The sequence below is a fragment of the Flavobacterium salilacus subsp. salilacus genome (genome assembly GCF_004634195.1).
In the GTDB taxonomy this organism is placed as follows: Bacteria; Bacteroidota; Bacteroidia; order Flavobacteriales; family Flavobacteriaceae; genus Flavobacterium; species Flavobacterium salilacus.
Genome location: NZ_SKBP01000004.1, coordinates 151,857 through 174,859 on the forward strand (window position 1 = coordinate 151,857; position 23,003 = coordinate 174,859).

Genomic DNA, 23,003 nt, shown 5'->3' on the forward strand with positions numbered 1-23,003 from the left:
TGTATTGGTGTTGTTGTTTTTTACTTTACTCCGGTACTGCCAAAACCGCCTTCGCCACGCGAAGTTTCGGTAAGTTCTTGTACTTCCTGCCACTCGGCACGTTCGTGTTTGGCTATAACAAGCTGGGCTATCCTTTCGCCATTTTCTATTGTAAAAGCCTCATTGGATAAATTTACTAAAATTACGCCTATTTCACCTCTATAATCGGCATCTATTGTACCGGGACTGTTTAGTACCGTAATACCCTTTTTGGCAGCAAGTCCGCTACGAGGGCGCACCTGGGCTTCATGCCCTATGGGGAGTTCTATAAACAGTCCTGTTTTTACAATGGCTCTCTCTAAAGGGTTTAATACTACCGGTTCGTCAAGGTTTGCTCTTAAGTCCATACCTGCCGAAGCAATCGTTTCGTAGTTGGGCAACGCGTGTTGCGAACGATTTATAATTTTAACTGTCATGGGTGTGTATTTATAAATCAAATATCAAAATAGTATTACTAATAACCAAACCTTTAGTTTGATTAATTTGTTACCGTTGCTTTATAATACGCAGCAATGTCGCCTTTTCATTACTGTAAATAAACCCGGCATACAGGGCAATAGCACTTATCCCTACAAAGTAGTTTTCTCTGAAATAATAAAAACATACCAATGATAATGCAATGGAAAGCCCTAAGTAACCACCTATTTTTTTCATATCATACGGAATAGGGTAATGCTTGTTGCCTAAAACGTATGATATAACCATCATAGTGCTGTAGGCAGCTATAGTGGCAATAGCCGAACCCATATAGCTATACTGTGGTATGAGGGCAAAGTTTAGCCCCAGTGTAACGGCTGCGCCTACTATCGAGATATAGGCTCCCATTTTAGTCCTGTCAGAAAGTTTATACCAAACGGAAAGGTTATGGTAGATACCCAAAAAGAAGTTTGCCATAATAATAAGCGGTACCACTTTCATGCCTTCCCAGTAGCCTTCTTTTCGGATGATGAGTACTTTGAGTAAATCGGCAAACACGATTACTACCAACAGGATAACCGACCCGAAGATTACAAAATATTTAGTAATCATGGCATAGGTTTGCGGTGCATTTTCGTTTTTAGCATGACTGAAAAAGAACGGCTCGATACCCAAACGGAATGCGGTAGCAAAAAGCGTCATGAATATGGCGAGCTTATAACAGGCAGAATAAATACCTACCTCTGTTTCGGCTATATTTTCGGGAAGTATTTTTTGGAGTAATATCCTGTCAAACGTTTCATTGATAGCAAAGGCAATACCGGCTACCAGTACGGGCAGGCTGTAACGCATCATTCGGCGCCATAGCGCTTTGTCCATTTGCCATGAGATACGGAAGTAATGCGGTAGGAGTACCAAAAACGTAAGCAAACTCGCTATAACATTGGATATAAAAATGTAACCAATCTGGAAATTTTCAATATACATTGTGCCTACTAAACCGTTGGGGTATGCATCAGCCAGTTTTGGTAAATAGAGCAGGAAAAACACGTTAAGCCCCAAGTTGACCGCTACATTACCGATTTTTACTATGGCGTAAAACATGGGTCTGCCTTCGGCGCGCAGTTTGGAAAATGGTATGATAACCAGTGCATCGAGTACCAATATCCAAATGGTATAGGTAATATACTCAACGTCTATCTCGGCAGCTTTGGCAAGGTAATTACGGCTTACCAGTGCCGCACCCAGAAAAACTACAGAGGTCCAGAATATAGATACGGTAGATGTTGACTGTACTTTTTTGGAATCTTCGTTGGTATAAAACCTAAAAAAAGCGGTTTCCATACCATAGGCAAGCACTACATTAAAAAGTACCATCCACGCAAAAATAACCGAAACCTCGCCATACTCGTCCTCAGGCAAAAGCTCGGTATAAAGCGGTGTGAGCAAAAAACTGAACATGCGCGGTACTACCGTAGCAATACCATAAATGGCAGTTTGTTTAAAAAGATTTTTATACAGGCTCAAAGGGTTATGGGTTACTTTTTATTTAGTACAAAAGTAGAGAATATTTTGGGTCGCATATTAAAAAGAAGCTATTCAATTTTGATCCAACCCTCTTCTTTAAAGATATATCCTATCCATTCAAATCCGTTTTTATAACCGAAAATTAAAAGGAAACTCTCATTTTGTGAAATCTCCATCGACTTGTTAGACCCTTTAATTATTAAATGTAAATACTCCAGTTCCTTAGCTTCTATTGAAGCTCCATTTGGATACGTTACTAAAACCCTTAGATGGCAACTAGTAATAAGAAGATGTGATACCTCTTTAAATAATCCACTATTAAAGTTATTTTCATGCTCAAATGCTACCCTAATATCCCTGAACCAAAACCAATCATCTCTTAAATTTGGAACTAAATTTTCTTTTGTATAAAATATAGCATCTAAACAATAATAATCTTTTTCATAACATATTAAATTCAACTTTTGAGCTACGTTATTTAATACCGAGTTTTCGTTACCTATAATTTGATGAGTAAAATTAATATTCTCTTCCCAAATTTTTTTCAAATATTTCCTTTGATCATTAACTACTTCTTTCCATGCAGTAAAAAAATTTCTCGCATTTACTTCCATAAGAATATTCTATACTAACTAAGATAAACAAAAAAAGCCACCCTTCGGGCAGCTTTATGTCAATCATTCAATAATACTATTAATTACCGTAAACTCCTTTTAAATATTCGGCTACTGTTTCCGGCTTTCTGCCTAGTATTGTTTCTATTTTGTTATTAACAGCATCAAATTCATTCTGCTTAAATGCTTCGGCAAAACCGGCAAACATATGTATATATCCGGCAGGAACACCTGCTTTGGTAAGTGTATCGATATATTCCTCACTGCTTGGCGAAACATAAGTAATTTCCTTACTTGTAATTTTGGTAATAACATTCGTAATGTCCTGAAACGTTACTGCTGTTTCATTCGTTATGTCATATACCTTATTTTCATGCCCCCCTGTAGTAAGCAGTACCGATGCAACTTCTGCCATATCGTTACGCGAAGCAAATGCAACTTTTCCATTTCCAGCAGGTAAATAGGCTATACCTGTTTCAAGCAGTTTATCGCCTAAGAAAACCGGAATCATATCAGTATAAATAGTATGTTTTAATATGGTATAATTTACCCCTGATGCTTCCAGCCACTGCTCTGTTTTAAGGTGAGATTCAGCTATTGAGGCAATAGGCGAAGTTTCGGTTTCATTTTTCCTTACAAAACTGGTGTATAAAACGTGTTTTACACCCGCTTCTTTAGCCGCATCAACAACATTTTTGTGCTGGCTATTTCTGTTTTCAATGTCACTGCTCGATACGAAATACAATTTATCAATTCCTTTAAAAGCCTTTACTAATGATGCATAATCATTATAATCGCCTTCCAATAGTGTAACGCCTTTCGATTTTAAATCGGCTGCTTTTGCTGCATCCCTTACTAAAACCAAAATATTAGGCGCATCTGTTCGCTTCAATAAAAAATCTACTGTTGTTCCGCCTAAACTTCCTGTTGCTCCTGTTACTAAAATAGTACTCATAATTATATTGTTTTAAATTAATGAATTATATTTACTCTCTAATAAATACTTAGTTACTTTTGTAGAGTAAAAGTATTAAAGTTTAGTAAACCAAACAAGAAGGCACTTTTTTGTTTGATACTTACCGGAAAGTAATTATTACTGTAAATCAGAACATTATGAATAAAAATAATTCAAATAAAAGTAAATGGAGTCCTGAGGACTGCCCCATAAGAGGTATATTAGACCGGTTTGGAGATAAATGGTCGATACTGATAATACTGATACTCGGTGAGAATGAAAAGATGCGCTTTAGCGAACTGAATAAGGAAATAAGCGACATCTCTCAAAAAATGCTGACCGTTACCCTGCGCACGCTCGAAGCTGACGGACTTGTAAAACGTACTATATACCCCGAAGTACCGCCAAGGGTTGAGTATGAAGTTACAGTACTGGGAAAATCACTGCTTCCACATATTTCAGGACTGTCGCAATGGGCTGTTAAAAATGAAGTTGCCATAAAAAAATCTAGAGCAGCATTTCAACAATAACTCAAATAAAAAGCATAAAAAAAGCTACCCTTTCAGGTAGCTTCTCTATTTATGTTTGTTTGTCTGTTCTTAGCTGTTCAAAGCCTCGGCACCACCAACAATCTCAAGGATTTCGTTGGTAATTGCAGCCTGGCGGGCTTTGTTGTAGGTAAGTTTTAACTGGTTTCTCAGGTCGGTAGCATTATCGGTAGCTTTGTGCATTGCCGTCATACGTGCCCCATGCTCTGAAGCAAAAGAGTCGCGTATGGCTTTATACAACTGTGTTTTTAACGATAGCGGTATAAGCTGTGCTACAATTTCTTCTTTAGAAGGCTCAAAAATGTAATCAACGTTAGTGTTTACATCAGCACTGTCTAAAGGCGCTAATGGTAAAAACTGCTCGGTAAGTACCAACTGTGTTGCAGCATTTTTAAAATGATTGTACACCAGCTCTATCCTGTCATACTCACCCGCAACAAACTTATCCATAATGCTTTGGGCTATATCGGCAACATTTTCGAATGTAAGGTTGTCAAAAATATCACTTTGGTTTGCTGTAATCGTACAGGTTTTCCTCAGCACATCGTTACCTTTTTTACCAATGGTTAAAACATCTACTTGCTTGCCGGCATAGGTTGCCTGCAATACTTTTACCTGTTTGATAACATTGGTGTTAAAGGCTCCGCACAACCCTCTGTTGGAAGTAATGGCTACAACCAAAACTTTGTTTATCGGGCGTTGCTCGGCAAATGCACCTCCGTTGTCGCCCTCCATAGTGGCACTCAAGTTTTGCAATAGCTCAGTAAGCTTTTGGCTATAGGGGCGCATTGCCGTTATAGCATCTTGCGCTTTTTTAAGCTTGGCTGCCGATACCATTTTCATCGCACTCGTAATTTGCATTGTCGATGAAACGGAAGCAATCCTGTTACGTATTTCCTTTAAGTTTGCCATTTCTAATTTAAAAATGTATCAATTAGTCAATAATATAACAATTGCTACATTGACTAATTGTTATATTAAATAATTAATATTTTGCCGATATTTCTGCTGCTGCTTTTTCAAGCACGTCTGTAAGTTCGTCTGTAAATTTACCTGCTTTAAGCGCATCCAGAGTGTCTCTGTGTTTTGCGTTAAGGTACTCCAGGTAATCTCTTTCAAACTCTTTTACTTTGCTTACAGGTACTTTTTTAAGCAAGTTTTTTGAACCTGCATAAATAATAGCTACCTGATTTTCTACTGTAAACGGGTCGTTAACTGCCTGCTTTAATATCTCAACGTTTCTTCTTCCTTTTTCAATTACATTTAATGTTGCAGCATCAAGGTCAGAGCCAAACTTAGCGAAAGCTTCAAGCTCACGGAACTGTGCCTGGTCAAGCTTAAGTGTACCCGCTACTTTTTTCATTGATTTAATCTGAGCGTTACCACCCACACGCGATACCGAGATACCCACGTTAATTGCAGGACGTACACCTGAGTTGAATAAATCGGACTCCAGGAATATCTGACCGTCTGTAATCGAAATTACGTTGGTTGGGATATATGCCGAAACGTCACCCGCCTGTGTTTCGATGATAGGAAGCGCCGTAAGCGATCCGCCACCTTTTACAATTGGTTTTAACGAATCCGGAAGGTCGTTCATGTTCTTCGCAATATCATCATCGGCAATAACTTTAGCCGCACGCTCTAACAATCTTGAGTGAAGGTAGAAAACGTCCCCTGGGTAAGCCTCACGTCCCGGTGGTCTTCTAAGCAAAAGCGACACCTCACGGTATGCAACCGCCTGTTTAGACAAATCATCATAGATGATAAGTGCCGGACGACCTGTGTCACGGAAATACTCACCAATTGCAGCACCTGCAAAGGGAGCGTAAACCTGCATCGGGGCAGGGTCAGAAGCATTTGCAGCAACAATAACGGTATAAGCCATTGCGCCTTTTTCTTCTAATGTTTTTGCAATACCTGCTACTGTAGAAGCTTTTTGCCCAACAGCAACATATATACAGAATACAGGCTTGCCTGCGTCATAAAATTCTTTTTGGTTCAGGATGGTGTCGATACAAACGGTTGTTTTACCGGTTTGACGGTCACCAATTACAAGTTCACGCTGACCGCGTCCTACAGGAATCATGGCATCGATAGCTTTAATACCTGTTTGTAACGGCTCGGTTACCGGCTGACGGAAGATAACACCCGGTGCTTTACGCTCCAAAGGCATCTCATACAGGTCGCCACCAATAGGACCTTTACCATCTATAGGGTTACCCAGTGTATCTACCACACGTCCTACTATTTGCTCGCCTGTTTTTAGGGAAGCAATACGCTGTGTTCTTTTTACGGTAGAACCTTCGCTAACGCCAACAGAAGGCCCTAACAATACTACGCCCACATTGTCTTCTTCAAGGTTCAATACAATACCTTCTAACCCGCTGTCGAATGCTACTAACTCACCATATTGTGCGTTAGATAATCCGTAAACACGGGCAATACCGTCACCTACCTGAAGTACTGTTCCTACTTCTTCAAGGGTAGCACCCGATTCAAAACCGGACAATTGTTTCTTTAATATTGCTGAAATTTCAGCAGGTTTAATTTCTGCCATAATAATTGTTTATAATTTAAACACTTACGTGTGGTATATACTAGTTACTAAGTTCTCTTTTTAATGTTGTAAGGCTGTTGGCTACAGAGGCATTAAACTGCTTGTCGCCCACTCTTAATATAAATCCGCCTATTATTGCCGGATCTACTATGTTTTGAAGCATCAATTTTTTATCTGAAAGTATTTTTGCTTTTTCCAGCACTTTTGCCTCAAGCTCCGGTGTTATAGGGAAAGCTGTTGTTACTACAGCAACTTCTCTGCCGTTTAGCTCGTCAAACTGAATGCCGTATTGTATTGCAACCTGCTCCAGTATACCGAACCTTTTGTTTTCATGCAGTAGTCTGAATAATCCTTGAGTAATGTTTTGCGAACCCGCAAATACTTCTTTAAGGGTTGATTCTTTAACCTCTGCTTTTATAGTAGGGCTGGCTATAAAATCGCATAGCTCTTGGTTTTCTTTTAGCGTATTTGCAATTTGGCTCATATCGCCGTTCACCTGCTCTGCATTGCCTGCTGCATGTGCCATTTCGAGTATTGCCTTTGCATAACGTATTGCGGCTCTTGAACCTGTCATAACCGTATTAGTTTAATTTTACATCATCAAGCATTTTCTCTACCAGGTTGGTTTGAGCTGCTGAGTCAGATAGTTGGGTTTTAAGGATTTTTTCGGCAATCTCTACTGATAGTGTAGATACTTGATTTTTAAGCTCAGCCATAGCAGCATTTTTCTCGCTCTCTATAGAAGCTTTTGCCTGCTCAATCATTTTTTCGCCTTGTAGCTGCGCTTCGGTCTTAGCATCAACTATCATTTTCTCTTTTATCTCTCTTGCCTCTTTTATCATGGCATCTCTTTCGGCTCTTGCCTCTTGCAGTATCCTTTGGTTATCTGCCTGTAGGTTTTGCATTTCTTTGCGTGCAGCCTCAGCAGCAGCAAGTGCACCGGCAATACCGGCTTCTCTTTCGGTAATTGCTGTCATTATAGGTTTCCATGCAAATTTTACAAGAAGTAATACCAGCACTACAAAAATTATTGCCTGCCAGAAAAATAATCCGAATGAAAAATCATTTACTAACTTTTCCATTATATCTTAAGTATAAATAGTTCTTTAATTAAATCAATTTGTCAAAAACAACACCTGCAGCCAACCGCTGCAGGCAGTGTCTTATTCTTTTTATTAAGCTGCGAAAAGCGCCGCGAAAGCAACACCCTCAAGAAGTGCAGCAATAATAATCATTGCAGTTTGGATTTTACCTGCAGCCTCCGGCTGACGGGCAATAGCATCCATTGCAGAACCACCGATTTTACCAAGTCCAAGACCTGCACCGATTACTACTAAACCTGCTCCAATAATTCCTGGAATTTCCATGTCTAATTTGATTTAAATTAATTAAAAGTATTACGTTTTATATTATTATCGGTTCTTCCTCTGTATGGGCGTCATGGTCTTCTTCATGATGATGTTCCTGTACTGCCATACCGATGAACAGTGAAGACAGCATGGTGAATACAAACGCCTGAAGAAAGGCAACCAGGATTTCTATAATAGAGATGAACAATGTTAACCCAAAGAATGATGGACCGGCGATCCAGTTTTTAAACACAAATATTAAACCTATAAGGCTCATTACCACAATGTGTCCTGCCGAAATATTGGCATAAAGACGTATCATCAATGCAAATGGCTTTGTAAGTGTACCCAGTATTTCGATTGGTATTAATGCTATTTTCATTAATACAGGTACATCGGGCATCCAAAAGATGTGTTTCCAGTAATCTTTATTAGCACTAAATTGTGTGATAAAGTAGGTTATAAGTGCAAGACAAGCCGTAATAGCAATATTACCTGTTACATTTATACCCAGCGGTGTAAGCCCAAAAAGGTTAAGGATAAGGATAAAGAAAAATACTGTAAGCAGGTAACCCATAAACTTTCTGTATTTGTCTTTTCCAATGTTAGGTATTGCCACCTCATCGCGAATGAATAGTACAAGAGGCTCTAATATTCTGCCCATACCTGTTGGTATTGGTCCTTTTTTGTATGATTTTGCAAGACCCGTAAACAACAGGAACATTATTAATGCTGTTATAAGCATAGCCATCACATTTTTAGTGATAGACATATCTAAAGGCATTGCGTTTGTTGGGTGATGATGCTCGTCAAAGGTTAAAGTACCTTGGGCATCTGTTTTATATATTTTATCGTGGTAAAGCGCATAGTGTTCTCCTCCGGCTTCAACAATTTTTTCCCCATGTTCAAATTCCGATGCAGAGAAAAATTTAACACCGTTATCTATTAAGATTACAGGAAGTGAAAAACCATAATGTTTACCCGTCTCTTCATCAGAGAAAAAAATGAAATCATGAGAGTCCTGAAGGTGATGGTTTATAAATGCTTTGATTTGTGATTTTTTATCCGCCGGCTCATGCGTTTCTGAATGAGCGTTTTCTGCAGCATGAGCTTCAGTTTCGGGATGTCCCGACTGGGTCTCATCAGAGACGTTGGCGGTGCAAAGCAAAGGAAATACAGCAAAGAGGGCTGTTATTGTATTCTTAATTAATTTTGTGGAAAACACCATCTTATTAAATATCTTAATTTTACAGTCCTAAAATTTTGTGCAAAGGTACATTTTTAATTAATATTCCAAGATGATTGGATAAAAATTTTTAAGATAATTTCAGCCGTATTAAATGTTTGTTACTTATTGTTTAATAAACGTGCTGTATAATAGGCCTCTATTGCCAAAAACAAAATAAACACTATAAAAAAGTTTATTTTCTCTGTTGGGTCATCAATCGTTTTCGCCAGTATTGGTCTTGCAAAAAGATAACTAAGCCCCATCTTGGCTGATGTTAAAAAAAGGAAGATATACCCCAACTGTTCGTTTCTTTTTTTTCCTATTATAACAAGAACTCCTAAAATTATAATGGTAAAAACAAAGAAAAAGAGATATACTACGGGCAGTGTGTAGATAAAATTTTTCGCGGCACCCTCAAGTCCGGGTAACCTATAAATAAACAAGTTGGCAACCAGCAAAACAACTGCTATAATAGCGGTAACAATAAAAATACCTATATGCTTTTTCATAACTATTTATTCAGGTCGTTTACCTGCCTTATCACATTGTATAAAGCGATAAAAACACCCAAAAGTGTAAAAATTATAAGATTTGTGTTTTTTGTATTAAGATACCTCTCATCGAGCCAACCGCCAAACCAGGAAAATAAAAAAATTATTATCCCCATTTGCAGTGGTATATTGATGAGCGCAATCCACTTATTGCGGTTGTTATTATCCCGCTTGCTGCTCACTTACTTTAGTTATTTGTTTTACTCCGTTTTTCATAGAACACGTTGCTGTAAAGGAAGCTCCCGGCTCTACAGAAAGTTTGCCTGTTATAACTTCGCCTACAATGCTGGCACTCGATTTAAGGCTAAGCAACTCCTCTACCTCCATCTTTCCTTTAAACTTACCTTCTATATCAGCATTTTTACACTTAATGTCACCTATTACTTTACCGCTTGGTCCTATTACTATTTTTCCGCTTGAAATAAAGTTTCCTTCAAGCTCACCGTCAAGCCTGAAATCGGCTTGTGATGTAATGTCGCCTTTTATTATAGTTCCTTCTACTATCCGGTTGGTTTTCCCTAAATCGGGACTTCCTGCTTTGGGTGATTTTTTGTCAAACATTTTTTAAGTATGTGTATGTGATTATGAATTGTGCTTTTATTTTACGGCTGAATATTCAGTAAAATTCTTTTTAATCTGAACCACTTTGTAATCTTCGCTTGATATAATAATCGGTGTCTCGGCTATTTTATACTTCTTATAGTCTTTTAGTACCGACACCGCATCCTCTGCCGCCAGTTTACTGCTGAAACCGTGTATTACTAAAAAGTCAGACCCTGTTGTATATATATCCTGAGACAGTGTGATATTGTTATTAAGCCCCTCTTTCATATACTTCTGTATTTTCTCTGTAAGCGGTTTTATTTTCGGATCGTTAGGATTGTCAAATTTAAATACTATCTTCCATGACATAGCGGGTTCGCCAAAAGCGAGTTTTTCCAATGCGGGTATATCCGTTTTCAATATAACCTCCGCTTTTTTACCCTCTTCGCTGTTGGGGTAGTTAAGGGCAACAAAGTTTAATGTCTTTTTATACTCCTCTACTCCTTCCAGCCTTCCGTCAATACCGGCTTTCAATAATTCGAATTTAGAAACAATAGGCTCTCCAGTATAGCGATCTATATACTCCCTGACCAATGCGTCTGATTCCCTTATTTCACCATTTTCATATTTTTTAAATAAGGTTGCATATACTGCTTCGGGGCTTTGGTTGTCCTCAGCGTCAAGCGTAGGATTTCTTATAATCTCTGCATATCGGCTGTCCGGATACTCCGCAAGTATTTGCTGTTTGTACAGCTCTGCCCTTTCAGGATTTATAATTTGGTATATTTTGTATAAATTATATTTTGACGGCAGTACCAAACGCTCTTCAGGGTTATTTTGTAATAATTTTTCCAACTTGTCGGCAGCACGCTGATATTCTTTAAACTTCTCCTTATATATAGTACCAAGCTGGTAGTAGGCAAAATTGCGCTCTTTGGCAAGGCTGTCTAATACTTTTTGCGAGGTGGGCAATTGAGTAATGTAAAACTCCGGTGTAAAGCGAGGGTCAAGCTCATCTTCATTTTTGCTTTCTACACTCAGGCTGTCCGCATCTGCCCCTTGTTCCGCAGCAACGTTTCTCAAATCCGATGCCCAGCGCCAGTTATCCGCAAGCGGGCGTTTGCCCCATCTTCTGGCAAATTCCAATTTACCATAAGATACGGTGGAAGGGGTGTAAAAGTAAAATTTACCGGGTGTAGCACCACTGCCGAGCTGACCGGGGGCGTTTATTGAGCCACTCTGATTGAGTGGGTTTTTTACTTTTTCTTTAGAAATTGAAGGGTCAAATTTCATTGGGCTATCTGAGCCAAGCGCAGGTTGCATTGGCTGTATAGCTCCTGATGCTGCCATGTTTTCCTGTCTCCTTGCTTCTTTTTCAAGTCTTTCACGCTCTGCAGCTTCTTTTTCTTTCAGTATTTCTATATAATCCTGATAGTATTCCTTTTTAGCTTCATCTGATAATGAAACAACGTGCAATATGCTGTCATTAACTCTGGCTATGGCTTCATATTTTATAACGTCTTCAAGATTATCTCTTTTCTTTTTAATGTTTTTAAACTCGCGCGACCGCTTGTCTAAATACACCATTGTACTGTCATAATACAGCCCTGCAACAGGATATTTTGCCTTTTCAAAATTTATTTCGGCAATGTTGCGGTAGTTGGATGCTTTCAGGTAGGGGTCTTTCGAGTCTGTTTTGGCACGAAGCGATTTGTTGTAGTACTTCACCGCGTTTTCATCGAGGTTTTGCTTATCATAAAATAATCCTACCTGATGGTTTATAACATCAAGGTAAGGACGGTTCTCTCTGTCTTTAAGCAAGTCGTTATATTTTTCCATAAATACCAGCGTGTCGCCGTTTTTATAGTCAAACTGGGCTGCCTGCTGGGCATGTGCCTGTATTACATAACGTCTTGGCGACTTTCGCTTCATATCTATTACCTGCTGAAAGGCAGCAAATGCGCTGTCAGGATAATTAAGCCTCTGGTAAAGCTGACCTGTTATAAAATAGTATCTTGCTCTTTCTTCTTTCTGCGTTGTATATTCGGCTGCTTTTTTAAGCACTACCAAGGCACTGTCCAGGTATTCTGTTTTTATATAAGCCTCGGCAAGTATTGCATTGGCATCAGCATATACTTGGTCACTTAATTTAGTTTTACCTTCCAGCAAAAGTTTAAGGTTTTTTATGGCAGTACCTTCACTTTCCAGCCTTATATTGGTTTTTGCGCGCCATACTTTGGCTTCGCCAATTTTATCGCTGTTAGGGTATTTGTATAATATGTAATTAAACGCCTCCAGGGCAGGTATGTATCTGTTATCATAATAGCGTGATTGTCCCAGCAGTAAGTGGGCTTCATCTATTTGCGGATTCTTTTCGCTTCCGCCCATGTACATAGAGTGTTTTTGTATGGCTTTGGTAGCCTTTTCCTCCGCGCGCTCAAAGTTAGGGTTTCGCTTATCGTTGGGAGTCATCTCCTCTTCGGTAAGCTGCATCCTTTCTACAGGGAGCAGTTCCCAAAAGTTATCGTTGTAGGTAGTTTTCAGTTCGTTAACTCCGGCATCAAGCGCCAGGTTACCGTTATACAAAACATTATATTCGGTAGTAACCGCATGGTAGTTGCGGTTAATAAATTTGTTTTTTTTGGTAGAGCAGGCTATTAAAAAACCAACCAAACCAAAAAGAAGAAAATATTTATACGTACTGGTTTTCAAATGTATAGATTTTTATTCCTTTAACTGTCAAAATTGCTTTTTAGTATAAAAGAGGGGTAAAAATACACTTCTTTTCGTTAAGAGAGAATACTTTTAGGTCAAAAAATTGAATACAAAAAAAATCCCCTCGTTAAAGTAAGGGGATAGTACATTATACTGCAAAAAACGCTTCGAGTTCCTTGAGTGTTTCTTCGGATGTTTTTATGTCTTTTACCACTTCGCCATGCTGTAATGCTACTATGCGGTTGCTCACCTCTATAGTATGGGCAAGGTCGTGACTGGATACCAGTATGGTTACCTGCGGGTCTTCGGCAAGTTCTTTAATTATTTTTTTGAGCCTGAACTGTGTGGTAGGGTCTAAGTTGGCAAACGGCTCGTCGAGTATAATAACTTCGGGGTTGCCTATAAGGGCTGCAATAATGCCTACTTTTTTCTGGTTTCCTTTAGAGAGGTCGCGCAGGTATTTTTTTCGTTGCAATATCTCGCCATTAAAAAAATCTTCATGTTTAGCCAGCAGTACATCAACATCTGCTTTATTCAAACCGCGAAGTTCACCTATAAAATAAAAATACTCTTCGGGTGTGAGGTAGCCTATCAGGAAACTCTCATCTATAAATGCCGATGTAAAGGGTTTCCATGCTTCGCTTTCGTTTACCTTAATATTGTTACTGGTTATATACCCGTTTGATGGTTCTATAAGGTCGAGCAGGAGGCTGAAAAATGTGGTTTTGCCCGCACCGTTATTCCCTACCAGCCCAAAGCTTTCGCCTTTGGGTATTTCAAGATTTTCTATATTTAAAACGGTTACTCCGTTGTATGCTTTTTTTAAATTCTGTACTTGTATCATGTGCCGTATATTTTAGTTTTTTTGTTTGTAAGATGCTAATGTTTTATACTTTTCGGTTTTATATATCTTCTCTATCATCGAGAACACGCTGTTGCGGAAAGCAAAACCTGCTACACCTGCAATTATAACAAGTATAACACCCCAGTTGTTACCTATAAGCTGACCAATGGAGTAGAGTGCCATAGGAATAAGCATTTTGGGTAGTGACAACAGCATGGTTTTTACATTAAATGCCTTTTTATCGCCAAAGGCCTGCTTGCTCGAAGCAAGGTCTATCGGGGTTTTTATATAAGCTCCGCCCAGTAGTACTAAATGTGAGTTTACACCTATGTTGTATATTCCTGCCGCAAGTATCATCAAATATATATTGACGCCAAAATACAGATAAAATGAAGCAAGCAGGGTACTGGCAACCGTACCGATAACTATGAGCCACCATTTTGACGAGATGTACTCGCGATACTGTATGTTTTGGCTCATCATAAGCGGGTAGTAGGCACTGTCCCAACTGGGTACAAACTGCCCGAAGGTAAACAGGAAGCCTCCCGTAATAAATATAGCTGCAAACATGTGCATAAAGCTGTTATCATACATTTCCAACATTCCCGTAAAGAAGAATAATCCGTAGAACAGAAACACCACACTCATAATTACAGTGGTTTTAGAGCGTTTGTTTCTCCGTATCAGTTTAATATCATTTTTGAGGAAAGTACCCAGTATGCCATAGCGGTTAAGCCATGTATAATCTTCGGTAGAAACGTCTTTTTGCTTGCGCGAAAGCCCTGTATCCAGATACAAATGTGAACGGAAGTACCTGAAACAGGAAATCCATACAGCAACAAGTGCTGCCAAAGGGAGTATAAACGTATATGCCGTAGTGTACATCCCTTGGAAAAATATTCCTGTATATTCGGTAATATCAAAAACCTCATAGTATTGCAATCCTGCCGCTATACTGAGAAATACGATGAAACCTACAAAAAGCCCGTCTTTATTATTAAGCAGTATGTTTAGGAAATTGTTGACATAGATGAGCGACAAAATACCCAAATGCCAAAACACCACATGCAACGGATCATATCCTTCAACCAATAATATTATAGAGAAAGGAATAAAGAAGAATGAATGTATTACATTGAAGAATGATATTGCTGTTTTAGCCAATGCGAAGTTTACAATAGTACCGCGCTTTATGGGCAACGTGAGTAACGGTCTTATATTGATAATGGGAATTTTTTGCAGGAAAAGGCGCACCAGTAAATCGGAAACCAAGTAATATATCATATACCTGTTTACCAGTAACAATGGGTCTTCATCTGTAGCGTCTTTTATAATATGGTAACTCCCGAAACCTAACAGCAGAAACATGCCTGTAAAGTATATAGCTCCGATTATCATAAAAACTTTAAGAACCATATTGCTCGCAAAAGCAGATGACCTGAAAAAGGCTTTCCATTCGAGGGCGATAAATTTCCTGAACATATAATTGGTGGTTTTGTTTATATAGTTAGTATATAATAGCCCAAGAAAGTTACAGTTTTTATATACAAATGCAAACTTTTCAATATTTAAACAACGTATAAATGTTTCTCTCAAATTTTATTTACCTGTAAGTAATGCTTAATTTTGCAGTTAAATCATAAAAAAACATGTCAACATTTCACCCATTAACCATACAAGATGTTACAAGGGAAACCCCCGGAGCTATATCAGTAGCTTTTGCAATACCCGATCATCTTAAAGATGCATATAAATTTACAGCAGGGCAATATATAAACCTAAAAACCCAATATGAAGGGCAAGAGGTGCGCAAAGCCTACTCTATTTGCTCATCGCCAAACGGAGGTGAACTTCGTGTGGCTATAAAAGCGACAACAAGCGGAGGATTTTCGTCCTTTGCCAATGAAAATCTTGCAGTAGGAGATATGATGGAAGTAGGTACACCCGAAGGTAAATTTACCTTTGAACCTAAGCCCGAAAGGCAAAGCAACTATGCTGCTTTTGCTGCCGGTAGTGGTATAACGCCTATACTCGCTATTATACACTCGGTACTGCAAGGCGAACCAAAAAGTACTTTTGTACTGGTGTATGGTAACAAGACACCCGAAGACACCATTTTCCATCAGCTATTGCACGACATGCAACTGGAATATGTAGGTCGGTTTTTTGTACATTTTGTATATAGTAAAGCCAGAGCCGAGGATGCGCTGTTTGGAAGGATAGAACGCTCTACCGTAAACTTTGTGATAAAAAACAAACATAAAGAAAAAGAGTTTGCCAAATTTTACCTGTGCGGTCCTGAAGAAATGATAAAAACGGTAAGCGAAGTACTGAAAGAAAGCAACATACCCGAAAAAGATATTAAGTTCGAATTGTTCTCTACACCTATTGCCGAAAAGAAAATTGAGGAAAACTTAGATGGTCATACCAAAATTACAGTACTGGTAGATGATGAAGAAATGACTTTTGATATGTCGCAAAAAATGACCATTCTGGATGCTGCACTAAAACAAGGTATTGATGCGCCTTACTCCTGCCAGGGGGGTATATGCAGCAGTTGCATGGCACGCATAACCAAAGGTAGTGCAGAGATGAAAAAGAATGCTATACTTACCGATGGCGAAATTGCCGAAGGGCTTATACTTACGTGCCAGGCACACCCCACATCGTCAGAAATTTATATAGATTATGATGATGTATAAATCTGAAATAAAGTAATTGAATGTAAAAACGGGGCTGTCTCAGCGGTGTCATTCTGAACGAAATGTAATGGAGTGAAGAATCTCAATTAAAGATTCTTCCTTCGTCAGAATGACAAAATACTTACTTAGTAAGTGCTTTTGAGATAGTCCTGTTTTATTTACTGTTACAGCCTGTTGTAGTTTAAATAGCCATCTACCGCATTTACCACATCTTTTGGGTTTATGGTGCGCATGGCATCTTCATAACCCTCTACTTTTTTATTACCGTATATAGAGGTAGGCAGCTTTGGATATTTTTCCCTGTCAGAAACCAATTGATTTTTCTCAGGTTGGTTAAAGGGCGCAAAGCCCGCATAGGGGTGCGTTGCTCCCCAAAGCGTTACTACATTTACGCCATACATAGCGGCAATGTGGGCGTTACCACTATCCATACTAAGCATTACATCAAGATTGCTTATGAGTTGCAGCTCCTGCTTAAAGCTCATTTTGCCTGCCGTAATAATTATGTTATCATGCCCGGCGGCAAAATCTTCGAGCTTCTTCACCTCGCTTCGTCCTGCGCCAAAAAGAAATATTTTAGTATCGGGTTTTGCCGCAAGTTGGTTAATAACTTCCTGCATTAAATCTTTAGGATATATTTTTGATTTGTGTTTGGCAAAGGGAGCTATGCCTATCCAGTTTCTTATACGATTTCCGGTAAATGCCACCACATCAGCAGTAAGGCTCTGTTTTTCCGGAAATTTAACTTTGCTGAGATTTATAGGAAATCCGAGTTTTTCAAATACATCGGCATACCTTTCAACTACGGGTATTAACGGTTCAAACACCTTGTTTTCTGGTCTTATAAGAGCCGTTCGTTGGCTTCGGGCTTTATTAAGGGTTGCCGTTTTTTTACTTTTCAGCCTAAATAGTGTCGTTATTACCTTACTTCGCAATACATTGTGCAAATCGGCAACACCATATACATGAATCTTTTTAAGCTCGGTATATAGTTTCAATAACCCTAAAAAGCCTTTGTGCCTATTGTTAGGGTCGGCTGCAAAAAAATCTATATTAGGTATCCCGTTAAAAAAAGGCTTAAAAAAAGCTTTTGAGACTACCGTAACCTTTACTTTCTTATGTTGTTCTGTAAGTGCCCTTAATACCGGTACCATCATGGCTACATCGCCCATGGCGGATAGCCTTATTACCAAAATATGTTTTCTTCTCCCCATTAGGGTCCTATTTTTTATTTTGGTATAAAACAGGATTCAATTCTTCGTCATTATACATTTTCATCTGCTTATAGACTTTCATATATTTATCACCGTTCTCAATATCAATAAGTAAATCGTCTATAGCCGTAGATAAGTCTTTTTTCTGCTCCAGCAGTACATTAAGCTTCTCTGTACATTTTTGGCGGTGTTCTTCAGATGCATTTTCACGAGTAGCCTCTTCGTGCATATGGTATATTTTCAGGGCAAGTATGGATAGCCTGTCCAGTGCCCATGCAGGGCTTTCGGAGTTTATTTTGGCGTTATCCTTAACCTGTACACCGGCATATTTTTGTAAAAAATAGCTGTCTATATACTCCACCATATCCGTACGCTCCTGGTTAGAGGCATCTATACGTCTTTTCAAAGCCAATGCTGCTACAGGGTCTATTTCAGGATTACGAATGATGTCTTCCAGGTGCCATTGCACGGTATCTATCCAGTTTTTGGCATAAAGCAAATGCTCTATTTTACCTTTATCAAAAGGATTGTTTACAGGTTGGTCAACATTATCAAACTTATGGTAGTCGTTAATGCTTTGTTCAAAAACGGGAAAAGCTATTTCGGAAAACATATTCAAATTTTTAGTTTACAAATATAGTTTTAATACTTTTACGTTGCTAATACAAATATTTTTTAGAATGCATATTCATTATATTTCCGATAACAACAGCATACTCAACCACTTCCTTGCGCAACTGCGCGATGTATCGATACAAAATGACAGTATGCGTTTTCGGAAAAATGTGGAACGAATAGGGGAAATAATGGCTTATGAACTTAGCAAAGTATTAGATTATAAAGAAATTGACGTTACTACCCCTTTAGGTATTAAAAAAACAACCGCTATTAAAGACGGCGTGGTACTCTGCTCTATACTAAGGGCGGGACTGGCAATGCATACCGGGTTTATGAATTTTTTTGATGATGCCGAAAATGGTTTCGTTTCGGCATACAGGCATCATCCTAATAATGATGATGATTTTGAAATACTGGTAGAATACCGTGCAGCACCCTCTTTTAACGGTAAAACACTTATACTGGTTGACCCGATGCTGGCAACAGGGCAATCGTTAGTAGCCGTATTCAAGCAACTTATGGAAAAAGAAACACCGAAAGAAATACATATTGCCGTAATAATAGCTGCGCCCGAAGGTGTGGCATACCTTAAAGAGCAGTTGCCTGATTATTGCCATCTATGGATAGCAACGCTTGACGACGGACTTAACGAAAAGAAATATATTGTGCCCGGACTGGGCGATGCCGGCGACCTTGCCTATGGCAGTAAGTTATAATTGCATTACAAATAATATAACAGACACAATTACTATAGCTGCCAAAACAGTTTCTTTAACCCAGTAATTTTTTTGGCTCTCTAAATAATTAGCCCCCATTATGGCAAGCGGTGCAAAGGTAAAGGCAAGAAAACTGTTGTTCTTTGCATCCGAAAGTACATAGATGCCTACGCCTATTAAAAACGAAAATAATATCTTTTTGTGCGATACCTGTAAGTTGAGCGGTTTGGAGCTTATGGAAAAAATATAAGGGAAAAGAAACAACACCGTTACCGATGCGAAAAAGGCTATAGCTATATTTTGGTATATATTTTCGAAATAAGTAAAGTCAAAACTAACATGGATTTCGCCCATAACATGGTTAAAGAAACTTTTGTCTATAACAAGCACTGCCATAAAATAGAGTACCGTTACCGCAAAAAAGGCGATAAAGGGTATAATCCAGTTCCTGTAATCGCGCGATACATGAAAAATTATAGAGATAAATACCAAGACTATATATATAATGCTCCAAAAGTGAAAAATGGCAGCAGCAAATATCCAAAAGGATGCATCGAATATTTTTTCTTTCGGGGTAATTAACGATTGTAATGATATGAGCCTCCTTAGTGCCAAAAGCAGGAAAAAGTTGGATATAATAATATTGGTGTTTACTATTATAGTGGGGAACAATATTAAAAACACCATGAAAAGAAACATGGCATAGGTGTTATCCTTAGTAAGCCTGTTTTTGTGCGTAATAAAGTTTACAAGAAACAGTGAACCCGCTAAAAGAAAAAGCAATCCTGTTTTTTGGAGTATTAAATAAAAATAGGCTGTCCACGAATCGTCTTTAAAAAGATACAGAAAATAGAACGATACAAGTGTAACGGCTATCATTACATAATTTATTGGCCGCGATTTATTAAAAACACTTGCTAACATTTGGAAAATTTATATACTTTTGTGGATGTAAATATAATACTTGTTTAAAAATGAAAGCATTTTTTGAAGCGATAGGTTACCTTTTTACCGATATACTGTTTATACCTATGAATTTCTTCCGCGCATTGGAGTTGGAAAACTGGTGGACGGCTAATATAATAACTTGGATTTTCATCATTATTTGCTGTGCAGCTACATGGTACTGGATTAAGCAATTGAGATTGTTTAAAGCAAACAACGAAGATACGCAAGATACTACGGCTCACTCCTTTTTATCATAAGTCAAAGCCGATATCTTTTCTAAAATACATCTTATCAAAATGTAGCTTATCTATATTTTGGTAAGATTTTTTTATGGCTTCATCCCAACTGTCCCCGTAAGACGTTACGGCTATTACTCGACCGCCATTGGTTACTATTGCACCATTATCCTGCTTAGTACCTGCATGAAAGGCAATAGAACCCTCAACTTTATCAAGCCCGGTAATTACTTTTCCTTTTTCATACCCTTCAGGATACCCGCCGGCTACCAGCATTACAGTAGCTGCGCTTCTTTCATCAATTTCCAATACGGCTTCATCCAGCTTTTGGTTTGCTACGGCTTCAAACAGGGTTACAATATCGCTTTTCAGCCTTGGTATTACAACCTCTGTTTCCGGGTCGCCCATCCTTACGTTATATTCTATTACAAACGGGTCGTTACCCACTTTTATAAGCCCTATAAATACAAAGCCTTTATAATCTATAGCATCATTTTGCAAACCCGCTATGGTAGGTTTTACAATGCGTTCTTCTATTTTTTGCATAAACTCCGCATCTGCAAACGGAACGGGTGATACTGCCCCCATACCTCCGGTATTAAGCCCTGTGTCGCCTTCGCCTATGCGCTTATAGTCTTTTGCCATAGGCAATAATTTATAACTCTTGCCATCGGTAAGCACAAAACAGCTTAGCTCTATACCATCCAAAAATTCTTCTATTACTACTTTACTGCTGGCATTGCCAAACTTAGCATCTACAAGCATATTTCTTAACTCCTGCTGTGCTTCTTTCAGGTCTTGCAATATCAATACACCCTTGCCTGCGGCAAGCCCGTCAGCTTTTAGTACATAGGGTGGTTGTAGTGTTTCCAGAAACTTACAGCCCTGCTCTACCGTATCTTTGGTAAAGCTGTCATAAGCTGCTGTAGGTATATTATTTTTTACAAGGAATTTTTTGGCAAACTCTTTACTGCCTTCCAGCTCCGCCCCATGTTTTGATGGTCCTATTACGGGTATATCGGCAAGCTCGGTGTCATTTTTAAAAAAATCGTATATCCCGTTTACCAGCGGGTCTTCGGGTCCTACCACAACCATTGTTATCTGCTCGGCAAGTACCCACTTTTTTACCGCATCAAAATCGTTAGGGTTTATTGCTACATTAGTAGCTATGATTGCTGTGCCTGCATTGCCCGGCGCTACAAAAAGCATGTCGCACTTTGGGCTTTGTGTTATTTTCCATGCCAGTGCGTGTTCTCTCCCTCCTGATCCTAATAGTAAAATTTTCATGTGTGTGTTGTGCTTACTTAGTAGTTAATATGCTTTTTCGTCGCCCATTATTATATTGGTTACCGTTTGCAATATAATTTTTAAATCCAGCAGTAGCGACCAGTTTTCTATATAAAACACGTCATACTTTATACGGTTTATCATATCTTCATCGGTACTTATCTCACCTCGGTAGCCTTTCACTTGGGCAAGCCCCGTAATTCCGGGTTTTACATAGTGGCGTATGCCATATTTTTTTATTCGTGAGCTGTATAATCTGTTTTGAGACCAAAGGTTGGGTCGAGGTCCTACTACCGACATTTCGCCTTTAAGTACATTTAAAAACTGAGGCATCTCGTCAAGGCTCGTTTTTCTGATAATTTTACCTACACGTGTTACCCTTGGGTCGTTTTTTACTACTGACTGCTCTGTAGTTTTATTAATTTTCATAGAGCGGAACTTATAACAAAAAAATTCTTTCTCACCAATGCCAGGGCGACTTTGCAGAAAAAAAACAGGTCCTTTAGATTCCAGCTTTATCAATATAGCCATTAATGGCGTAAACCACGATAGTATAAAAATAATTACAAACAGCGAGAAAACAATATCAAATCCTCTTTTAACTATTTTGGCAATTGGCTCATGCAGCGGTGTTTTGCGCAACGACAGTACCGGGAAAAACTCATAATAATCTATCCTCAGGTTTTTAGAGAATATATGTTTGGTATCCGGTATAAATTTAATGATTTTGTTATTTGCCTCCGCAAACTCTACAAGGTCTTTCATTTGCAGGTTGTCCAGCTCATTCATAGAGCAGTATATGTCGTCAATTTTTTTGGTTGTCACAAAATCTTTTACTTCATCTATCTTTCCCACTATCTGCGGGTTTTTCTTTTTATCTGAAAAATAGCCGTAAAAATTATAGCCGTAGTCAGCCCTGGTGTCAAATAACTCTTTAAGGTTTATTGCCTGAGGGGTATAGCCTATTATTATTACATTTCTTTTATTGCTGCCTGTAGATAGCCTGTATTGCTTTAGGTAATAGAACAGTAGGAACTTGAAGGAGGTAATGGCGGTAAAGGTAACCACTATATATTCTGCCATAGCCTGACCGCTAAAAATGGTTTGCTTGGCAAACGGAAAAAAGGCAATTATTGACAGTAGGAAAAGTATGCCCTGACGGAATAGTTTAGAGAATATTTGTACTGCGGTAGTGTAGCGGTACACCTCATAAAATCCTGAAAAATAGGATATAATAGACCAGCAAACTATTTGATAGGCCGTAAAGTGCAGGTCGTTTACATTGAGTTCGCTAAAAAAGAATCGATAGGCTATACTGATAAGAAGCACATCGAAAGATATATTGATTGGTCTTAAATATTTTGAGTACCTACCCCTACTGAATGAATTCAT

25 protein-coding genes are annotated in these 23,003 nt (G+C 38.6%); 4 read left to right on the top strand and 21 right to left on the bottom strand.

Annotation, left to right across the window (positions count from 1 at the left end):
• Positions 1–20: 20 nt before the first annotated feature.
• The 4 genes from dut to E0W68_RS06770 form a co-directional block, all read right to left on the bottom strand.
• Positions 21–455 carry a dUTP diphosphatase gene (gene dut / locus E0W68_RS06755; protein ID WP_135218660.1) on the bottom strand — a complete coding sequence of 145 codons (435 nt, stop codon included), beginning with the start codon at positions 453–455 and terminating at the stop codon, positions 21–23.
• A gap of 70 nt (positions 456–525) precedes the next feature.
• Positions 526–1,983 (bottom strand): oligosaccharide flippase family protein, encoded by a 1,458-nt coding sequence (locus E0W68_RS06760; RefSeq protein WP_135218661.1) that lies wholly within the window; start codon positions 1,981–1,983, stop codon positions 526–528.
• 68 nt (positions 1,984–2,051) lie between these two features.
• On the bottom strand, positions 2,052–2,597 hold the full coding sequence (locus tag E0W68_RS06765; protein ID WP_135218662.1) for a hypothetical protein: 546 nt from the start codon (positions 2,595–2,597) through the stop codon (positions 2,052–2,054).
• Positions 2,598–2,676: 79 nt separating this feature from the next.
• The gene (locus tag E0W68_RS06770; protein ID WP_135218663.1) at positions 2,677–3,552 is read right to left on the bottom strand and encodes an SDR family oxidoreductase; all 876 of its coding nucleotides are present in this window, start codon (positions 3,550–3,552) and stop codon (positions 2,677–2,679) included.
• Positions 3,553–3,710: 158 nt separating this feature from the next.
• Here E0W68_RS06770 and E0W68_RS06775 point away from each other — a divergent pair, with 158 nt between their 5' ends.
• On the top strand, positions 3,711–4,082 hold the full coding sequence (locus tag E0W68_RS06775; protein WP_135218664.1) for a winged helix-turn-helix transcriptional regulator: 372 nt from the start codon (positions 3,711–3,713) through the stop codon (positions 4,080–4,082).
• Positions 4,083–4,151: 69 nt separating this feature from the next.
• Here the strand turns inward: E0W68_RS06775 and atpG are convergent, their stop codons facing one another.
• The 12 genes from atpG to E0W68_RS06835 all read right to left on the bottom strand — a co-directional run bounded on the left by atpG (position 4,152) and on the right by E0W68_RS06835 (position 15,372).
• Positions 4,152–5,012, bottom strand: coding sequence for an ATP synthase F1 subunit gamma (gene atpG, locus E0W68_RS06780; protein ID WP_135218665.1), 861 nt, complete (start codon positions 5,010–5,012; stop codon positions 4,152–4,154).
• A 73-nt stretch (positions 5,013–5,085) separates the two neighbouring features.
• A complete protein-coding gene (gene atpA / locus E0W68_RS06785; RefSeq protein WP_135218666.1) occupies positions 5,086–6,660 on the bottom strand; it encodes a F0F1 ATP synthase subunit alpha in 1,575 nt (524 codons plus the stop codon).
• A 40-nt stretch (positions 6,661–6,700) separates the two neighbouring features.
• A complete protein-coding gene (gene atpH / locus E0W68_RS06790) occupies positions 6,701–7,234 on the bottom strand; it encodes an ATP synthase F1 subunit delta (protein WP_135218667.1) in 534 nt (177 codons plus the stop codon).
• A 7-nt stretch (positions 7,235–7,241) separates the two neighbouring features.
• Positions 7,242–7,742, bottom strand: a complete 501-nt coding sequence (locus E0W68_RS06795; protein WP_135218668.1) for a F0F1 ATP synthase subunit B — start codon at positions 7,740–7,742, stop codon at positions 7,242–7,244.
• Positions 7,743–7,835: 93 nt separating this feature from the next.
• On the bottom strand, positions 7,836–8,027 hold the full coding sequence (gene atpE, locus E0W68_RS06800; protein WP_135218669.1) for an ATP synthase F0 subunit C: 192 nt from the start codon (positions 8,025–8,027) through the stop codon (positions 7,836–7,838).
• A gap of 37 nt (positions 8,028–8,064) precedes the next feature.
• Positions 8,065–9,237, bottom strand: coding sequence for a F0F1 ATP synthase subunit A (atpB, locus tag E0W68_RS06805; protein WP_135218670.1), 1,173 nt, complete (start codon positions 9,235–9,237; stop codon positions 8,065–8,067).
• 119 nt (positions 9,238–9,356) lie between these two features.
• The gene (locus E0W68_RS06810) at positions 9,357–9,746 is read right to left on the bottom strand and encodes a DUF6168 family protein (RefSeq protein WP_135218671.1); all 390 of its coding nucleotides are present in this window, start codon (positions 9,744–9,746) and stop codon (positions 9,357–9,359) included.
• A gap of 2 nt (positions 9,747–9,748) precedes the next feature.
• Complete coding sequence (locus E0W68_RS06815) at positions 9,749–9,970, bottom strand: AtpZ/AtpI family protein (protein WP_135218672.1); 222 nt, start codon at positions 9,968–9,970, stop codon at positions 9,749–9,751.
• On the bottom strand, positions 9,951–10,349 hold the full coding sequence (locus E0W68_RS06820) for a bactofilin family protein (protein WP_135218673.1): 399 nt from the start codon (positions 10,347–10,349) through the stop codon (positions 9,951–9,953). The genes E0W68_RS06815 and E0W68_RS06820 overlap by 20 nt, the downstream gene beginning before the upstream one ends.
• Positions 10,350–10,385: 36 nt before the next feature.
• Positions 10,386–13,043: a type IX secretion system periplasmic lipoprotein PorW/SprE gene (gene porW, locus E0W68_RS06825; RefSeq protein ID WP_135218674.1), complete on the bottom strand. Its 2,658-nt coding sequence runs from the start codon at positions 13,041–13,043 to the stop codon at positions 10,386–10,388.
• A gap of 151 nt (positions 13,044–13,194) precedes the next feature.
• The gene (locus E0W68_RS06830; protein WP_135218675.1) at positions 13,195–13,890 is read right to left on the bottom strand and encodes an ABC transporter ATP-binding protein; all 696 of its coding nucleotides are present in this window, start codon (positions 13,888–13,890) and stop codon (positions 13,195–13,197) included.
• 12 nt (positions 13,891–13,902) lie between these two features.
• A complete protein-coding gene (locus E0W68_RS06835; protein ID WP_135218676.1) occupies positions 13,903–15,372 on the bottom strand; it encodes a DUF5687 family protein in 1,470 nt (489 codons plus the stop codon).
• A 167-nt stretch (positions 15,373–15,539) separates the two neighbouring features.
• Here E0W68_RS06835 and E0W68_RS06840 point away from each other — a divergent pair, with 167 nt between their 5' ends.
• On the top strand, positions 15,540–16,592 hold the full coding sequence (locus E0W68_RS06840) for a 2Fe-2S iron-sulfur cluster-binding protein (protein WP_135218677.1): 1,053 nt from the start codon (positions 15,540–15,542) through the stop codon (positions 16,590–16,592).
• Between the two features lie 164 nt (positions 16,593–16,756).
• Here the strand turns inward: E0W68_RS06840 and E0W68_RS06845 are convergent, their stop codons facing one another.
• Both E0W68_RS06845 and E0W68_RS06850 read right to left on the bottom strand, forming a co-directional pair.
• Positions 16,757–17,806, bottom strand: a complete 1,050-nt coding sequence (locus E0W68_RS06845) for a glycosyltransferase family 9 protein (RefSeq protein ID WP_225990341.1) — start codon at positions 17,804–17,806, stop codon at positions 16,757–16,759.
• A 7-nt stretch (positions 17,807–17,813) separates the two neighbouring features.
• Positions 17,814–18,419, bottom strand: a complete 606-nt coding sequence (locus tag E0W68_RS06850) for a DUF4254 domain-containing protein (RefSeq protein WP_135218678.1) — start codon at positions 18,417–18,419, stop codon at positions 17,814–17,816.
• 67 nt (positions 18,420–18,486) lie between these two features.
• Here E0W68_RS06850 and upp point away from each other — a divergent pair, with 67 nt between their 5' ends.
• Positions 18,487–19,140 carry a uracil phosphoribosyltransferase gene (gene upp / locus E0W68_RS06855; protein WP_135218679.1) on the top strand — a complete coding sequence of 218 codons (654 nt, stop codon included), beginning with the start codon at positions 18,487–18,489 and terminating at the stop codon, positions 19,138–19,140.
• On the opposite strand, the gene E0W68_RS06860 is transcribed toward upp, so the two are convergent.
• The gene (locus E0W68_RS06860) at positions 19,135–20,064 is read right to left on the bottom strand and encodes a DUF6427 family protein (RefSeq protein WP_135218680.1); all 930 of its coding nucleotides are present in this window, start codon (positions 20,062–20,064) and stop codon (positions 19,135–19,137) included. The genes upp and E0W68_RS06860 overlap by 6 nt on opposite strands.
• 50 nt (positions 20,065–20,114) lie before the next feature.
• Between E0W68_RS06860 and E0W68_RS06865 the strand changes: the two genes are divergently transcribed.
• A complete protein-coding gene (locus E0W68_RS06865; protein ID WP_135218681.1) occupies positions 20,115–20,345 on the top strand; it encodes a DUF6341 family protein in 231 nt (76 codons plus the stop codon).
• On the opposite strand, the gene purD is transcribed toward E0W68_RS06865, so the two are convergent.
• On the bottom strand, positions 20,340–21,611 hold the full coding sequence (purD, locus tag E0W68_RS06870; protein WP_135218682.1) for a phosphoribosylamine--glycine ligase: 1,272 nt from the start codon (positions 21,609–21,611) through the stop codon (positions 20,340–20,342). The two genes, E0W68_RS06865 and purD, sit on opposite strands and share 6 nt — an antisense overlap.
• 24 nt (positions 21,612–21,635) lie before the next feature.
• On the bottom strand, positions 21,636–23,003 hold the full coding sequence (locus E0W68_RS06875) for an undecaprenyl-phosphate glucose phosphotransferase (protein ID WP_135218683.1): 1,368 nt from the start codon (positions 23,001–23,003) through the stop codon (positions 21,636–21,638).

Bases quoted from the DNA above. Each gene is read 5' to 3' on its own strand.
- dut (WP_135218660.1), bottom strand. From the start codon at position 455: ATGACAGTTAAAATTATAAATCGTTCGCAACACGCGTTGCCCAACTAC.
- E0W68_RS06765 (WP_135218662.1), bottom strand. From the start codon at position 2,597: ATGGAAGTAAATGCGAGAAATTTTTTTACTGCATGGAAAGAAGTAGTT.
- E0W68_RS06770 (WP_135218663.1), bottom strand. From the start codon at position 3,552: ATGAGTACTATTTTAGTAACAGGAGCAACAGGAAGTTTAGGCGGAACA.
- E0W68_RS06775 (WP_135218664.1), top strand. From the start codon at position 3,711: ATGAATAAAAATAATTCAAATAAAAGTAAATGGAGTCCTGAGGACTGC.
- atpG (WP_135218665.1), bottom strand. From the start codon at position 5,012: ATGGCAAACTTAAAGGAAATACGTAACAGGATTGCTTCCGTTTCATCG.
- atpA (WP_135218666.1), bottom strand. From the start codon at position 6,660: ATGGCAGAAATTAAACCTGCTGAAATTTCAGCAATATTAAAGAAACAA.
- atpH (WP_135218667.1), bottom strand. From the start codon at position 7,234: ATGACAGGTTCAAGAGCCGCAATACGTTATGCAAAGGCAATACTCGAA.
- E0W68_RS06795 (WP_135218668.1), bottom strand. From the start codon at position 7,742: ATGGAAAAGTTAGTAAATGATTTTTCATTCGGATTATTTTTCTGGCAG.
- atpE (WP_135218669.1), bottom strand. From the start codon at position 8,027: ATGGAAATTCCAGGAATTATTGGAGCAGGTTTAGTAGTAATCGGTGCA.
- atpB (WP_135218670.1), bottom strand. From the start codon at position 9,237: ATGGTGTTTTCCACAAAATTAATTAAGAATACAATAACAGCCCTCTTT.
- E0W68_RS06810 (WP_135218671.1), bottom strand. From the start codon at position 9,746: ATGAAAAAGCATATAGGTATTTTTATTGTTACCGCTATTATAGCAGTT.
- E0W68_RS06820 (WP_135218673.1), bottom strand. From the start codon at position 10,349: ATGTTTGACAAAAAATCACCCAAAGCAGGAAGTCCCGATTTAGGGAAA.
- E0W68_RS06830 (WP_135218675.1), bottom strand. From the start codon at position 13,890: ATGATACAAGTACAGAATTTAAAAAAAGCATACAACGGAGTAACCGTT.
- E0W68_RS06835 (WP_135218676.1), bottom strand. From the start codon at position 15,372: ATGTTCAGGAAATTTATCGCCCTCGAATGGAAAGCCTTTTTCAGGTCA.
- E0W68_RS06840 (WP_135218677.1), top strand. From the start codon at position 15,540: ATGTCAACATTTCACCCATTAACCATACAAGATGTTACAAGGGAAACC.
- E0W68_RS06845 (WP_225990341.1), bottom strand. From the start codon at position 17,806: ATGGGGAGAAGAAAACATATTTTGGTAATAAGGCTATCCGCCATGGGC.
- E0W68_RS06850 (WP_135218678.1), bottom strand. From the start codon at position 18,419: ATGTTTTCCGAAATAGCTTTTCCCGTTTTTGAACAAAGCATTAACGAC.
- upp (WP_135218679.1), top strand. From the start codon at position 18,487: ATGCATATTCATTATATTTCCGATAACAACAGCATACTCAACCACTTC.
- E0W68_RS06860 (WP_135218680.1), bottom strand. From the start codon at position 20,064: ATGTTAGCAAGTGTTTTTAATAAATCGCGGCCAATAAATTATGTAATG.
- E0W68_RS06865 (WP_135218681.1), top strand. From the start codon at position 20,115: ATGAAAGCATTTTTTGAAGCGATAGGTTACCTTTTTACCGATATACTG.
- purD (WP_135218682.1), bottom strand. From the start codon at position 21,611: ATGAAAATTTTACTATTAGGATCAGGAGGGAGAGAACACGCACTGGCA.
- E0W68_RS06875 (WP_135218683.1), bottom strand. From the start codon at position 23,003: ATGAATTCATTCAGTAGGGGTAGGTACTCAAAATATTTAAGACCAATC.